Below are 14908 nucleotides of genomic sequence, written 5' to 3' on the forward strand. Positions count from 1 at the left end.
TAAATGGACTCAGCATCAGAGGTGAACAAAGTGAATCAAAGCCCATTTACATCTCCAAGTAGTACGGGCTTACTTGCCAATCGTTATCAACTCAAGCAATTAATTGGTAGCGGTGGCATGGGTGAAGTTTTTTTAGCGAATGATGTTTTGTTAGGAGGTATACCAGTTGCTATCAAGTTTTTGACTCAAACTGTGGCTAATACCAAGATGCAACAAGACTTTGCTCGTGAAGCATTAATGAGTGCAGCCTTGAGTCAAAAGAGCGTACATATAGTGCGGGCGTATGATTATGGTGTAAATGAGAAAGGAAAACCATACTACGTCATGGAATACCTATGTGGCAAGAGTTTAAAGGATTTAATTCCGCTATCTCTGTCCATGTTTTTGACTCTCTCTCGCCAAATTTGTTTGGGCTTACAGTGTGCCCATCAAGGGATTAATATTGATGGCAAAATTTGTCCGTTGGTTCATCGAGATATCAAGCCTGCCAATATATTAATTGTTCCCGATCCGATATTGGGTCAGTTAGTTAAAATTCTCGATTTTGGTATTGCTAGATTTTTGAATTATACATCAACTGCTAGTACAAGTAGCGGATTTAATGGCACTTTACCCTACTGTTCTCCAGAACAGCTAGATGGGGAAAAACTAGATAGTCGCTCTGATATTTATAGCCTGGGTGTGATGATGTTTGAGATGCTCACAGGCAAAAAACCTTGGCAAACGGAAACTGATTACTTTGGTGCTTGGTATAAAGCACATCACTTTGAAGCACCAAAAACGATCGCAAATGTTAAACCCACTCTTAAAATACCTCAGAAACTAAATAATTTAATTATGGCTTGTCTGGCTAAAAAAGTAAGCGATCGCCCTCAAAATATTGCTGAAATTTTACAAGTTTTAAACGTTTTAGAAGAGTCTAATTGTCACACTTTACCTACAAATTTAGCTTCCAACTCTATTCTTAGTCGTCCATTAAATTCTGCATTACCAATCACAGTAGAACAAAGCTATCGGCAACTTTTGTGGCCTCAAAATAAACCAATTCAAGAAATTGTTTTTCCCCAGCTTCTAGACACCCCACAAGGATCTATAACAGCGCTATGGTTGATGTTGTCTAAACAAGAAATCAAAAATTATGCGGTTTCTACCCGTTATAACCAGTTTATCTTTGTGACATCGCCTCATCCGATGCTGTTGTGGGTAACTGTACTCTACAATCGGCAATTGGCTCCTAAGTGGCTACCATGCTACTTAGATATGCAAAATCCCCAAAATCTTAGGATGGTAAGTTTCCTGGCTGAAAATGAACAATATCCTTTGATTTTCTTTACTCTGGAAGCACCACATTCTTGTATCAAGGTTCTCAGCAGTCGCATTGAGCTAACTCAGCGGCAAATGTTGAAAACCTGGGTGCAACAGAGTCATAGTCTATCAGCCGCTTCTCAACCCCAATTGAGCAAACAGCTACTGAAGCAGCAGTATAAACAAATGCAATCCAGAATGTTGCAACATCTGGAATCAGAGCCACAGGTTGTATTATCACGGTCTTTTTAACGTATAATTATCACCTGGGAAATACGTAACAAAAATAATTCCTAATTCCTGACTCCGAAACACTTGACAAGTAAAGAAAAAATAGTGATAATAGCAAAGTTGCCAAATAAGGGACTGTAGTTCAATTGGTTAGAGCACCGCCCTGTCACGGCGGAAGTTGCGGGTTCGAGCCCCGTCAGTCCCGTTCTAAAAATTATGAGTAGCGAATCACTTAAGTTAGGTGATATTGGATTTTGAATTACCCAAAGAGGTTGACTCAGGATTCAAGGTTTAAATATAAGCTACATTTATCATGCTTTGCGAAAGAGAGAATTAACTGTGACTGTTAGAGTCCGTATTGCGCCGAGTCCAACCGGAAATTTACATATTGGTACAGCTAGAACTGCTGTATTCAACTGGTTATTTGCCCGTCACCACGGCGGTAAATTTATACTGCGAATAGAAGATACAGATTTAGAGCGATCGCGTCCCGAATACACCGACAATATTCTTGAAGGACTGCGCTGGCTAGGTCTTAACTGCGATGAAGGACCTTTTTTCCAATCCCAACGCCTGGATCTCTATAAAGAAGCAGTAGAAAAACTGCTAGCTCAAGGATTAGCCTATCGCTGCTACACTACTTCCGAAGAACTAGAGGCGCTCCGAGAAGCCCAAAAAGCCAGAGGCGAAGCACCTCGCTATGACAACCGTCACCGCAACCTCACCTCAGAACAACGCGCCGCCTTTGAAGCAGAAGGTCGCTCCTTTGTAATTCGCTTCCAAATCGAAGATGGGCGGGAAATTGTCTGGAACGATCTAGTAAGGGGAAAGATGTCTTGGCGAGGTAGCGATTTAGGTGGGGATATGGTCATCGCCCGCGCCTCAGAAGAGGGAAGCGGTCAACCTTTATACAACTTTGTCGTTGTAGTGGATGACATCGATATGCAAATCACCCATGTCATCCGCGGAGAAGACCACATCGCCAACACTGCCAAGCAAATTCTGCTGTATGAAGCAATGGGTGCAAAAATTCCAGAGTTTTCCCATACGCCATTAATTTTGAATATCGAAGGGCGCAAGCTTTCTAAGCGAGATGGCGTCACTTCCATTTCTGACTTCCAGAAAATGGGCTTTACTGCTGAAGGCTTGGTAAATTACATGACATTGCTGGGTTGGTCGCCACCAGACTCGACGCAAGAAATATTTACCTTAGAATCAGCTGCTAAAGAATTTGGCTTTGAGCGTGTCAATAAAGCAGGTGCAAAGTTTGACTGGGACAAGCTGGATTGGTTGAACAGTCAGTATATCCATAAAACGCCAGTAGATAAACTGACAGATTTACTTATACCCTATTGGCAAGCGGCTGGGTATAAATTTGATAGTGGAAGAGAACGTTCCTGGTTAGAACAGCTAGTAACTTTAATTAGTCAGAGTTTGACTCGTTTAGTGGATGCGGTAGCTCAAAGCCAACTGTTTTTTAGCGATACAGTTGAATTTAGTGAGGAAGGCAGTACGCAACTAAAGCAAGAAGGTTCTACTGCTGTTCTTGAAGCGATTGTCACAGCTTTAGAAAATCAGCCGCAACTATCGGAAGCCGTCGCCCAGGACATTATTAAACAAGTGGTGAAAGAACAAAAAGTCAAAAAAGGCTTAGTAATGCGATCGCTCCGAGCAGCTTTAACTGGAGATGTTCATGGCCCCGACTTAATCCAATCTTGGTTACTACTAAATCAGATTGGTTTAGATAAACCGCGCTTGATTCGGGCTATAACGGAAGCTAAGTAGCGATTACTTCCAGATTTTAGAAATATTTTAGATTTTAGGGGCGCACAAACGTGTGCCCCTATCCATAAGGTAAAGCAACTATGGGAACAAGAAATTATTTACTAATTACGAGTCGTAATGCGTAAAGCCCTCGCGCTTTAGCTTAGGGATATAAGCGAAGAGGACAAATTTATTTGTCCATATCTTACAATATCTGTAAGATAGAAGCATGGGAGAATTAACACTAACACTAAAACTTCCTTTCTATCGGCTAAATCAAGTAAAAGCCCTTGAGTTGGAACGGTTAACTATTGTCAATACTCAAGTGGCTAACGACTTGCTTTTAATCGATAAAAAAGAACGTGCTAAGTTGACTAGTTCTGCCTTTCGCCATGTAGAAATAGGTTCGGCTTGGATTAACCAAACTATTCGCAATACAAACGCAAAAACAAAAGTGAAGCGCTTTAAGAGAGTTTGGTTAGAAACTAATAATCAAAATTTCGAGATATCTAAACAGGGCAATTTCTACACCGTTGCTTTCAATTTATTGAGAGGACGCAAAGGGCGAATCCCTATGACTGTTCATCAAGCTTCGCATATTGAGGTTTTAGATAAAGTGATTTTGGGAGAAGCTAAACTAGGCTGTCTGAAATTGTTTAAATCTAAAAAAGGTATTTGGTATGCACTGATTAGCGTGTCAATGCAAGTTGCTGACTCACAATTAATTAAAGGCTGGATTGGAGTAGATAGAGGACAAACGAATATTGCCGTCGCGGCATTGCCTAATGGTTTTGGTAAGTTTTGGAAAGGTGGACGAGTTAAAGGATTGAGAAGACAGTTTCAACGTACTCGTCGCAAGTTGCAACAAGCCAAACAAATTAAGGAAGTAAAGCGATTAAAGCAACGTGAAAGACGTATCATGACCCATATTAACCATGTCATTTCAAAGCAGTTGGTGCAGTTTGCCAGGGACTTTGGAATGGGATTGCGGTTTGAAGATTTGTCTGGGTGTCGTCAGACTATGAAGCAGAAAAAGAAAACTAAATCTGATGCTGCAAACAACTGCAATACATGGGTCTTCTATCAGCTTGAATTGTTCACTCGATACAAAGCAATTCGTGCCGGTGTACCCGTTGAATCGGTACCTGCCCCATACACCAGTAAAACCGACCACCGCAACGGAGTCCTGGGTGTGAGGAATGGTAATTGGTTTAGAGGCTATGACGGGTATAGATGCAATGCTGATTTTAATGCGGCCAGAAATGTCGGTCAGTGGATAGGTTTTTCATGCCCTCTGGGTCTTAAGGAAACTGTATTTACAATGGGTGCAGTCGATCCAGAGGGTGGGGTCAATGACAGTCCCCAATTAGTGTGAACTGTCTAAGTGAGGGATAAATCCACTCACTTAGACAACCGCTAGAATCGCCGTCAATTTATTGCGGCGAGTGTCAATAATGAATTATCCCCAATTTCACATCTAAAATAGTTAGTCAATTCTCCTCATATTCGGAACTTGGTATGTAAAATTCATGTCTTCAAAAACACTTAGAAGCAAACGTAATTACAATGCCGACAAAAGCGCTCAATAGAGGGATGAGATTATCGTTTATGATAGTTACGCTCTTCATTACATCAACAGTTAACGCTGCGGTTGATGCTCAGGAAGCGCCAACGATATTTGGAGATGTCACCCTTAGCCCTCAGTTTTCGCCAGACCCCCTGACAGTTCGCGGGATGAGTGGTGGTTCAATATCTGGGAGTCAAGTAGGTGGGAGAAGCGAAACAGCCACTGGTCCTTGTACCGGATTTGTTGATGAAACACCAGACCACACATTAGCGTTAACAAGTAAATTTGACTACCTAAAGCTGCAAGTGCAAAGTCCTGAAGACACCACCATAATTATCAAAGGGCCCGGTGGTACTTGGTGCAATGACGATTTTGATGGCAAAAATGCTGGCATTGTTGGTGAATGGCTACCTGGAAGTTACCAAATTTGGGTTGGTTCCTACGAAAAGGGCAAGTATCTTCCTTACACTCTAAAAATTACAGAAGTAAAGTAGGGCATTGGGCACAAGAAGCAGAGGTGCAGAGGAGCAGGGGGGAAAACTTACTGTAACTTCTCCTCTTCTTCCTCATCTCCCTCAATCCCCAGTCCCCCAGAATCATTATTGAGAGCGGCTTGGACGATACGAGGAGCAATCTGGATAAATTCTCTCTGTCTTTGCATCCCGTTGCGCTCCCTTTTCTCGTGCGATATTGTATTAAAATTAAGTTAACTTTGATTAAGATTCTTGTTGGCATTGCCATAATGCTCTAATCGCCTTATGGCAGTGCATATAAGAGATCAAATTAAACAAAATGGATTTATAAACATCCGTTTAACAGCTTAAAGTGACAGAGTGATGAACATTCGGTTACTAAAGCTAACGAGTTGTATAGGCATCTAAAGGCAAATTAAAATGAAATTCTCTTGGAAAGTCGTAGCACTCTGGACATTGCCGGCTTTGGTAATTGGCTTTTTCTTCTGGCAAGGGGCGTTTGCAGGCGCTCCTGCCGACATGAGTAAGAATGCAGCTAATACCCGCATGACTTACGGTCGCTTTCTAGAATACTTGAACAGCGATCGTGTCAACAGTGTGGATCTGTATGAAGGCGGTAGGACAGCAATTATAGAAGCCCGCGATCCAGACCTGGAAAATCGTGTCCAAAGGTGGCGTGTGGATTTGCCTATTAACGCTCCTGAGTTAATTAGCAAACTCAAAGAGAAAGCCATTAGTTTTGATGCTCACCCCATGCGGAATGATGGCGCAATTTGGGGATTGTTGGGCAATCTCATTTTTCCAGTTTTATTGATTACTGGGTTATTCTTTTTGTTCCGGCGTTCTAGCAACCTCCCTGGCGGCCCAGGTCAAGCGATGAACTTCGGCAAATCCAAAGCGCGTTTCCAAATGGAGGCAAAAACCGGCGTCAAATTTGACGACGTAGCCGGAATCGAAGAAGCTAAGGAAGAACTGCAAGAAGTCGTCACCTTCCTGAAGCAGCCAGAAAGATTTACGGCTGTGGGCGCACGGATTCCCAAGGGAGTGCTGTTAGTTGGGCCTCCTGGAACTGGTAAAACTTTACTAGCAAAAGCGATCGCTGGCGAAGCAGGCGTACCTTTCTTCAGTATTTCCGGTTCGGAATTTGTGGAAATGTTCGTTGGTGTGGGTGCATCCCGCGTCCGCGATTTGTTCAAGAAAGCTAAAGACAATGCACCGTGTATCATCTTCATCGATGAAATCGACGCTGTGGGCAGACAACGGGGTGCTGGTATCGGTGGCGGTAACGACGAGAGAGAGCAAACCCTCAACCAATTGCTCACCGAAATGGACGGGTTTGAAGGCAACACAGGCATCATCATTATTGCTGCTACCAACCGTCCCGACGTACTAGACTCAGCCTTGTTGCGTCCCGGTCGCTTTGACCGCCAAGTAACAGTTGATGCACCCGATATCAAAGGGCGTTTGGAAATCTTACAAGTCCATGCGCGGAACAAGAAACTAGACACTAGCGTATCCTTAGATGCGATCGCTCGCCGCACTCCTGGATTCACTGGTGCTGATTTAGCCAACTTGCTCAACGAAGCAGCAATTCTCACTGCGAGAAGACGCAAAGAAGCGATCACCCTCCGCGAAATTGATGATGCGGTGGATCGGGTAGTCGCTGGGATGGAAGGCACTCCTTTGGTAGATAGCAAGAGCAAGCGCTTAATTGCATACCACGAAATCGGACACGCCTTAGTTGGGACTTTGTTAAAAGACCATGATCCAGTACAGAAAGTTACCCTGATTCCACGGGGACAAGCACAGGGTTTAACTTGGTTTACACCCAACGAAGAACAGGGATTAATTTCTCGTTCTCAACTCAAAGCGAGAATTACTGGTGCTTTGGGTGGTCGCGCCGCCGAAGAGGTAATTTTTGGCGCTGCGGAAGTCACAACTGGCGCAGGTGGAGACTTGCAGCAGTTATCGGGAATGGCACGGCAGATGGTGACTCGTTTCGGGATGTCCGACTTAGGGCCACTGTCCTTAGAAAGCCAACAGGGAGAAGTTTTCTTGGGTCGTGACTGGACAACCCGATCTGAGTATTCTGAATCTATTGCTTCCCGCATTGATGGACAAGTCAGGGAAATTGTTGAGCAGTGCTACGACAATGCTAAGAAGATCATCCGTGACCATCGCACTGTCACCGATCGCTTAGTAGATTTGCTCATCGAGAAAGAAACCATTGATGGCGAAGAATTCCGCCAGATTGTGGCTGAGTATGCTGAAGTCCCAGATAAACAGCAGTACGTACCGCAACTGTAATAGTTGACTCTTTTCTGGCTACTATCTGGAAATGAGTAAAGTGACAAAAAATAAAATGAGGATGGTATACTCCACCCTCATTTTTTTGCGTTTTTCAGTGTTAGGAAGCTGCTAATTTTAAAATTCTCAAAATTTATGAACTCATAAACTCTATAACAAACCTTGTTTTTTCAACTTAGCTAGCGCATCTTCAGCAGCAGCTTTTTCTGCATCTTTTTTATTGCGTCCCTTGCCTTCTCCGTAAATTTTTTCATCTACCAATACTTTGGCTATGAATTCTGGCGCATGAGAAGGGCCTCCTATTTGTTCTGTGAAATATTTGGGTGGATTTGGAGTAACGTTGCGTTGCACCCATTCTTGAAAGCGGTTTTTTGAGTCTACATTAGAACGAGATACAATTATATGCTTAGGATCTACAGAATCAAATAGTGGTTCTATAATTGCGCGAACTGTTTCAATATTGGACTCATTATCTAAATAGTAAGCACCAAGAACTGCTTCAAAGGTACTACTAAGCAAATTAGGATTTTGGTAGCCTCCATCTCGAATTGCACCTTTTCCTAGCCGCATTCTAAAGTCTAAACCTACCTCCTCAGCGAACTTTGCCAATTGCTTTTCATCTACTAGCGCCGAACGCCGCCGTGTTAATTCATCTTCTCCCATTTCTGGGTGACAACTATATAGATACTCGCCACTTAAGAAATTTAGTAAAGCATCACCGAGGAATTCTAGGCGTTCATTGTGTTCGCCTTCTCCGGGATTTTCATGAACGTAAGAACGGTGGGTAAGCGCACGACGTAGAAGTTTTTCATTATGGAATATTAGAAGCCTGTGCATTTTTATTTTTTCCTATTTTTGGTAGTTAATTGAATTGGAAAAGGTGGGTAAGATACCCACCAAAGAAGATAACAGCCTAATAAAATTGAGATGCTATATAGAACTAGAAACAGTTATTTTTGAGATTGGAAGGTGGATAGAGACTATTTCCACGAGAATTGTTACATGGAAAGCAAGAAAGCCGTAAATTTTCAAAAGAATCAGAACCACCATGACTCTTAGGTAAAAGGTGATCAAATGTCAGATTTGTTTGTGAGATATTTTGACGACACCACCAACAGCAAGAACCATACAAATGAATGAGTTGGTTCTTTTTATTACGTTTTTGTTTGGGATTCATTTTGTTGATGTTCCATTTCGCTTATTGTTTGGAACAGCATTTAAATATTAAGCATCTAGGATTAACAAATTTTTCTTAAGAGAATTAATTAAAAATTAATCCTCTCATATCAAAAATTCGTTATCTACGCTTGGGTTTGGTTTAAGTCTCAGCCGTAGAATTCCTGGCTTCCTACCAAGTTTTGCGTCATCCTTTCCCCTGAATATTCATCCAAACATCTTGTCTTCCCGTTGAAAGTCTAGTCAATCAGTTGACTTGACATTGTGCTGAATATTCAGCCGAAGGGATAACACGAAGCTCGTCAGGAAACTAGGAATTCTGCTGCTGAGACAACACCAAAAACCTGCGCTTTAGAGTGCAATTATTTTGCTGTCGTTAAATACACATTGGCATAGCTAATTCTAGATGTCAATATAGTTATTTATGAAGATTCGTAAAGTTGGAGACACGTAGTTGCCTGCCATCTATGATATTCTCTCAAAGCCACTATTTATTTAAAAAATATTCTAGTTAATAAATAATTTACGGTTTACTTTGCGCGATCGCATCATACAAAATACCCAAAATTCTCTTAATATCCTTAATATAATATTCACTCAAGTCAATCGAAACTACATTACCTTCAAGCTTGAGAAATCGCCAGATAGTGCCGATAGTAACAGCACCATATATAGCTTTTATTTGATTTCCACCTCTTTCGTTAAATAACTGGGCAGCTACCATTTCGGCAATACATTGGGCTAAACCAGACCTCAAATTCTCATTTTTACTTTCTACTAACATAATTACCGGACTACGCACAAGCAACTGCTCCGAAGAAAGACTTAAAATAAAATCACAAAAGCCGTTTAATCCTCGTTGACTATCAACAGTAAAATCAACTCCAGAAAAAAAGCTTATTTCATAATTAAATTTACGTCTAAATTCTAATAAAATTGGGCTTATTATCATCTCACTTCGAGCTTTTTCTGAACTTATTGCTACTGCTAAATCAATATTTTTCCTAAGAATAGTAGATAATAAATCATTATATTCTTGCTCCTGCACGTTTGCGAATAGTCCAGATGATTCGTGGATAACTAACCCAAAAGAATCAATAATTTCAATAAGTTTAAAATCAATATAAGCCATAAAACTTACTCCTTTGTCTTATGACTGAATTCTATAACAAAGTTTAAAAATTCCGCTTTGGCGGAAACACCTTAGCTAAATCAAGAGATAAATCAGGGAAGCAGGGAAAAGTTATTATCTCATCTGATAGGAAAATTCGCTTATTTGAATAACCATATCTGCCTTGATTATCCTGATATGGTTCACTGTAAACTTCCAAATAATTATCGAATAAATTGAATATCCAATAATCAGTAATACCTGCTTTAGCATAAAGAGGTATTTTAACGTCTTGGTCATAGGCCAAAGAAGAATCTGAAACCTCCATTACTAAAAACACATCAGCCGCTTTAGGATGACCCGACAGATAATCATCAGCACGGTTTTGAACAATCGCAAAATCAGGCTCAGGTTCGCTATTAGGTGGCAAAACAATCGGCGCTTGTGATTGCAAAGTAGCCTTGTCTCCCAGTATTTTGGGGAGTTCCTTCCACAGTTTTCTTAAACAAGTTTCATGGGCTGTACCTTTGGATGCCATTTCAATAATTTCCCCGTTGATTAATTCAATGTGGTCATCTTCATGGAAAAAGCCCAATTCTCCAAGCTTGTGGTATTCATCCAGTGTGAAGCGTTTAGCCTGAGCAATACTCATAACCTTACCTTTCTCTCATTGCCATAATACTTATTCTAAATGTGTCAGAAATTGGTATGCTAAAGGCCTAGACTCGCTATGAAAGCAAACAATGCCTGCGCCTACTATTAATCCCACCATCACTGCTTTTCCCTTGAGTGCCGTAGTCGGTCAAGAAGCAATTAAATTAGCCTTGCTGTTAGCCGCAGTTGATCCTGGTTTGGGAGGGGTAGCGATCGCAGGTCGTCGCGGTACGGCAAAATCTGTAATGGCTCGTGCTATCCACGCTCTACTACCGCCGATTGAAGTTGTCAAAGGCTCAATCAGTAATTGTGACCCCAATCACCCAGAAGAATGGGACGATCAACTTTTGGCGGAGTACGCAGACAAAGACATTCAAGATGTACCCCTAGAAATTATCCCCGCGCCTTTTTTGCAAATTCCTCTAGGTATCACTGAAGACCGACTATTAGGTTCAGTAGATGTTGAAAAGTCGGTAAAACAAGGTGATACCATTTTTCAGCCTGGATTACTCGCTACAGCTAACCGGGGTGTACTGTACGTAGATGAAATTAATTTATTAGATGACCAAATATCAAATCAGCTTCTAACAGTATTATCTGAGGGACGCAACCAGATAGAACGGGAAGGGATTAGTTTTCAGCATCCGTGCAAATCCCTGTTTATTGCCACCTACAACCCAGAAGAAGGCGGATTAAGGGAGCATTTATTAGATAGAATTGCGATCGCACTCTCTGCTGACGGTGTACTCGGTTTAGATCAAAGAGTAGAAGCAGTTGAACAAGCGATCGCTTATTCTAAATCTCCCCAAGACTTCCTCAAACAGTACAACGAAGACTTAGACTCCCTCAAAACCCAAATCATTTTGGCGCGGGAATGGTTGAAAGAAGTCATCATCACCCATGAACAAATTGCCTACTTAGTCGATGAGGCCATTCGCGGAGGAGTTCAGGGACATCGTGCCGAGTTATTCGCCACGCGGGTTGCCAAAGCTGCGGCGGCTTTGGAGGGACGAACAACAGTTAATGCCGAAGATTTGCGCCGTGCTGTAGAACTGGTGATTGTACCACGCGCCACAGTTGTGCAGACACCGCCACCCGAACAATCACCACCACCTCCGCCTCCGCCACCGCAACAGAATCAAGAAGAACCCCAAGACGAATCTGAAGAGGAACAAGAAGAACAGGAAGAACAGGAAGAAAATCAAGAGCAAGAACCCCCCGACATCCCGGAAGAATTTATCTTTGATCCTGAAGGGGTAATCCTTGATGACAGCGTGCTGTATTTTACTCAAACGGCGAAGCGGCAAGGTAAATCTGGTAGTCGCAGTGTCATCTTTTCCGATGACAGGGGACGCTACATTAAGCCGATGTTGCCCAAGGGGAAAGCGCGACGCATTGCAGTAGATGCCACGCTGAGAGCTGCGGCTCCTTATCAAAAAGCACGAAGAGAAAGACAACCAGATAGAAAAGTTATTGTAGAACAGCCTGATATTCGCTCGAAACGCCTAGTACGCAAAGCGGGGGCGTTGGTAGTGTTTGTGGTAGATGCTTCTGGCTCAATGGCCTTAAATCGAATGCAATCGGCTAAAGGTGCAGTGATGCAACTCTTGACAGAAGCTTATCAAAACCGCGACCAAATAGCATTAATTCCCTTCCGGGGAGAACAGGCAGAAGTGTTATTGCCTCCAACACGTTCTATTGCCTTAGCGCGTAACCGCTTGGAAAGGCTGCCCTGTGGTGGGGGTTCGCCCTTAGCGCATGGTTTAACTCAAGCTGTGCGTGTTGGCTTAAATGCTCAGATGAGTGGAGATATTGGGCAAGTTGTCCTTGTAGCAATCACCGATGGGCGGGGTAATATTCCCTTAGCGCGTTCTTTGGGTGAACAGCTAGAACCAGGAGAAAAGCCAGATATAAAAGGAGAATTATTAGAAATTGCTGCCAGAATTCGTGCCTTGGGTATGCAACTATTAGTAATTGATACAGAAAGTAAATTTGTGTCTACTGGCTTTGCTAAAGAATTATCGCAAACAGCAGGCGGTAAATATTATCATTTGCCGAAAGCAACAGATCAAGCTATTGCTGCTATGACCAAAGGTGCGATCGCTGATTTAAAATCTAGATAATTAGTTATTAGTCATTAGTCATTTGTCATTTGTCAGTTGCTTTTCTACTAACCACTGACCATTGACTAATGACATCAAGACCCAGTGGGCATTACTTGTGGTTGCAAATAACAAATCAAATCTTGAATTCCCTTTTGCAGATAGCGCGTTACGGTCATTGGACTAGTACCAATGTTCTTAGCCGCATCCTTGCGAGAAAGTTCCTTCAAAAATACCATTTCAACTGCCATACGGGGCTTTTCTTCTAACATATTGATTGCGCCTTGGAGTTGTTGGCGTTCTTCTTCTTGTTGTAGGAGGACATGAGAACGAGGACAAGGAAGTGCTTCACCCAAGGTTATTTGGCAATCAACATAGTTAACTGCGGTTGCATCTAAACTCAAAGGCATCCGGTTTTGAGCAGCTAACTTGGTTTCTTGCCATTCTTGCACCGATACGCGAAGTTGGTTGGCAATTTCAGCATCTTTGGGCGGGCGACCTAAAGAGATTGACAAGTCCTTGCGAATCTTTTGTCCTTCATTATATAATTCTTGCCAACGACGGGGAATTTTTAATAGAGTACTGCGATCGCGCAAAAAGTGCAGCATCTCACCGCGAATATATGGCACTGCAAAGGAACTAAAAGCATATCCTTGGCTAGGGTCGAAACGCTCAATAGCCCTAATCAAACCAAAATACCCAATTTGTTCTAAATCTTCATAAGGTTCATTACATTGATGACTGAATTTATGAGCCATCTTCCGTACTAAGCCAGTATGTAACTGTACAAGTTTATTACGAAGTTTAATAGAAGGATTCTGGTGGTACAAGTGCAATAATTCTATACCATCAGTTCGTAAAGAGGACTCACTTGTTGCCATATACATTCCCTTGTTGTAACTCCTATTCCTAAAAAAATGGAGTTGCGTATATTTTCTTCTAAGCTGTTATTATTTTGCTGAGTCAGGGAAGAATAAGCCATCGTCGTTTCACTGAACTTGTTAGGGGTCTAACTCCACAATTCAGTATTTGTACGCATGATTTTGCGAACCCCTCTGTTACAGGTGATTTTGGCTTTTTATAGAACTGTTGAATGGTAAATAATCTTTAGCTTTTGCAACAAAAACTAGCTATTTATGCTGAAAAATGCACAACTTATCTAATAGTCATCTGTCATACTGAGTGCAAGTGGATCGGTACTGAATTAATCGCAAAATAGGTTGCAATCAAGGGTAAACAGTATGCTATCAGTACTAAAGATGCTGTAAAATCCTCAAAAACTGACGACTCTAATTTTCAACAACAAAGCCGCCCTTCAGATTTGGCAACGATATTAAATCCTTGTCCGTTAACGGCAAAGATTGCTAAGAATAGGAATAAGCAGAACGTTTTCCTAAAAAACAGTTTTTCAATATGAGCAATACCAGTAATTTTCGTGAAGCTATCCGTGAGGCTAAATCTCACGCCCTCGTTGGTCCAAACGTGATTGCCAACGCCCTTCCCTACGTCGGTGGTGGATTGGTGCTAACGGCATTAGGAACCTACGGCGGTTTAGGAGTTATCCGTACTAACCCCGAAATATTCTTTCTCACCTTCATTGGTGCGGTGATTTTGGAGTTAATTTTGTTCTTTGTTGCCCAAAATGTTGCCCAGAAAGGTAACAAGGGGCTTGCACTACCCCTGTTGGCAACCTACAGCCTCTTGTCTGGATATACTCTCAGTGGTTTGATATTTGTCGCTTTGAGATCCCAAGGTGTTGGCATTCAAGGCATTGGGTTAGCTGCCCTTGGTTGTGGTGTCACCTTTATTGCTGCTCGTCAAATTGGTTCAAATCTTTCTGAACAAGATGGCATGGCTTTGACGAAAACCATTAATCTTGGTGTCATTGCCTTGGTGGTTGTGTGTCTAGCCCAATTTGGCTTTGCTATGTTTGGTGTTTACACGCCAAATTGGTTAGAAATTGCCATCTCTGGTTTAGGAGTATTCCTGTTTGTTGGGGTTTCTGTAGTTGATTTCTACATCTTGCCCCGCACTTACAGCGATGACCAATATCTTCCTGCTGCTTTGTCGATGTACCTTACTTACATCAACTTGTTTGTCTTTATCTTGCGGTTGCTAATTGCCATCAATGGCCGCGATTAATTGTCTGTAGGCACTAATACAAGTAAATTTTTATAAAGTAAAAACCGTGGTTAAATTTTTAGCAACCACGGTTTTT

General features: G+C 42.0%; 12 protein-coding genes and 1 tRNA gene. 8 read left to right on the forward strand and 5 right to left on the reverse strand.

Features of this window, described 5'->3' with window-relative positions:
- Positions 1-30 precede the first annotated feature (30 nt).
- From V7K44_RS20445 to ftsH2, 6 genes are all read left to right on the forward strand, one after another.
- Positions 31-1557 (forward strand): serine/threonine protein kinase, encoded by a 1527-nt coding sequence (locus tag V7K44_RS20445; protein WP_334933780.1) that lies wholly within the window; start codon positions 31-33, stop codon positions 1555-1557.
- Between the two features lie 110 nt (positions 1558-1667).
- A tRNA-Asp gene (locus V7K44_RS20450) sits at positions 1668-1741 on the forward strand.
- A gap of 134 nt (positions 1742-1875) precedes the next feature.
- A complete protein-coding gene (gene gltX / locus V7K44_RS20455; RefSeq protein ID WP_334933782.1) occupies positions 1876-3321 on the forward strand; it encodes a glutamate--tRNA ligase in 1446 nt (481 codons plus the stop codon).
- 208 nt (positions 3322-3529) lie between these two features.
- Positions 3530-4675, forward strand: coding sequence for a transposase (locus V7K44_RS20460; protein ID WP_334933784.1), 1146 nt, complete (start codon positions 3530-3532; stop codon positions 4673-4675).
- Positions 4676-4866: 191 nt separating this feature from the next.
- Complete coding sequence (locus V7K44_RS20465; protein ID WP_099100181.1) at positions 4867-5361, forward strand: hypothetical protein; 495 nt, start codon at positions 4867-4869, stop codon at positions 5359-5361.
- Between the two features lie 399 nt (positions 5362-5760).
- Positions 5761-7647: an ATP-dependent zinc metalloprotease FtsH2 gene (gene ftsH2, locus V7K44_RS20470; protein WP_334933786.1), complete on the forward strand. Its 1887-nt coding sequence runs from the start codon at positions 5761-5763 to the stop codon at positions 7645-7647.
- Positions 7648-7797: 150 nt separating this feature from the next.
- Here the strand turns inward: ftsH2 and rnc are convergent, their stop codons facing one another.
- From rnc to V7K44_RS20485, 4 genes are all read right to left on the reverse strand, one after another.
- Entirely contained in the window at positions 7798-8484 is a 687-nt protein-coding gene (gene rnc, locus V7K44_RS20475) for a ribonuclease III (RefSeq protein WP_334933788.1), read from the reverse strand.
- A 103-nt stretch (positions 8485-8587) separates the two neighbouring features.
- Entirely contained in the window at positions 8588-8824 is a 237-nt protein-coding gene (locus tag V7K44_RS33265) for an HNH endonuclease (RefSeq protein ID WP_442940706.1), read from the reverse strand.
- 522 nt (positions 8825-9346) lie between these two features.
- Entirely contained in the window at positions 9347-9955 is a 609-nt protein-coding gene (locus V7K44_RS20480) for a hypothetical protein (protein ID WP_334933790.1), read from the reverse strand.
- Between the two features lie 43 nt (positions 9956-9998).
- Positions 9999-10586: a Uma2 family endonuclease gene (locus V7K44_RS20485; protein ID WP_334933792.1), complete on the reverse strand. Its 588-nt coding sequence runs from the start codon at positions 10584-10586 to the stop codon at positions 9999-10001.
- A gap of 91 nt (positions 10587-10677) precedes the next feature.
- Between V7K44_RS20485 and bchD the strand changes: the two genes are divergently transcribed.
- Positions 10678-12711 carry a magnesium chelatase ATPase subunit D gene (bchD, locus tag V7K44_RS20490; RefSeq protein WP_334933794.1) on the forward strand — a complete coding sequence of 678 codons (2034 nt, stop codon included), beginning with the start codon at positions 10678-10680 and terminating at the stop codon, positions 12709-12711.
- Between the two features lie 74 nt (positions 12712-12785).
- Here the strand turns inward: bchD and V7K44_RS20495 are convergent, their stop codons facing one another.
- Entirely contained in the window at positions 12786-13571 is a 786-nt protein-coding gene (locus V7K44_RS20495; protein ID WP_104904777.1) for an RNA polymerase sigma factor SigF, read from the reverse strand.
- 532 nt (positions 13572-14103) lie between these two features.
- Here V7K44_RS20495 and V7K44_RS20500 point away from each other — a divergent pair.
- Positions 14104-14832 (forward strand): Bax inhibitor-1/YccA family protein, encoded by a 729-nt coding sequence (locus V7K44_RS20500; RefSeq protein ID WP_334933797.1) that lies wholly within the window; start codon positions 14104-14106, stop codon positions 14830-14832.
- Positions 14833-14908: the final 76 nt, after the last annotated feature.

It is taken from the genome of Nostoc sp. (genome assembly GCF_036917235.1).
Lineage (GTDB): Bacteria > Cyanobacteriota > Cyanobacteriia > Cyanobacteriales > Nostocaceae > Nostoc.

What these genes read in the sequence shown, in the direction of transcription:
- V7K44_RS20460 (WP_334933784.1), top strand. Translation starts at nt 3,530, where the DNA reads ATGGGAGAATTAACACTAACACTAAAACTTCCTTTCTATCGGCTAAAT.
- V7K44_RS20465 (WP_099100181.1), top strand. Translation starts at nt 4,867, where the DNA reads ATGCCGACAAAAGCGCTCAATAGAGGGATGAGATTATCGTTTATGATA.
- ftsH2 (WP_334933786.1), top strand. Translation starts at nt 5,761, where the DNA reads ATGAAATTCTCTTGGAAAGTCGTAGCACTCTGGACATTGCCGGCTTTG.
- rnc (WP_334933788.1), bottom strand. Translation starts at nt 8,484, where the DNA reads ATGCACAGGCTTCTAATATTCCATAATGAAAAACTTCTACGTCGTGCG.
- V7K44_RS33265 (WP_442940706.1), bottom strand. Translation starts at nt 8,824, where the DNA reads ATGAATCCCAAACAAAAACGTAATAAAAAGAACCAACTCATTCATTTG.
- V7K44_RS20480 (WP_334933790.1), bottom strand. Translation starts at nt 9,955, where the DNA reads ATGGCTTATATTGATTTTAAACTTATTGAAATTATTGATTCTTTTGGG.
- V7K44_RS20485 (WP_334933792.1), bottom strand. Translation starts at nt 10,586, where the DNA reads ATGAGTATTGCTCAGGCTAAACGCTTCACACTGGATGAATACCACAAG.
- bchD (WP_334933794.1), top strand. Translation starts at nt 10,678, where the DNA reads ATGCCTGCGCCTACTATTAATCCCACCATCACTGCTTTTCCCTTGAGT.
- V7K44_RS20495 (WP_104904777.1), bottom strand. Translation starts at nt 13,571, where the DNA reads ATGGCAACAAGTGAGTCCTCTTTACGAACTGATGGTATAGAATTATTG.
- V7K44_RS20500 (WP_334933797.1), top strand. Translation starts at nt 14,104, where the DNA reads ATGAGCAATACCAGTAATTTTCGTGAAGCTATCCGTGAGGCTAAATCT.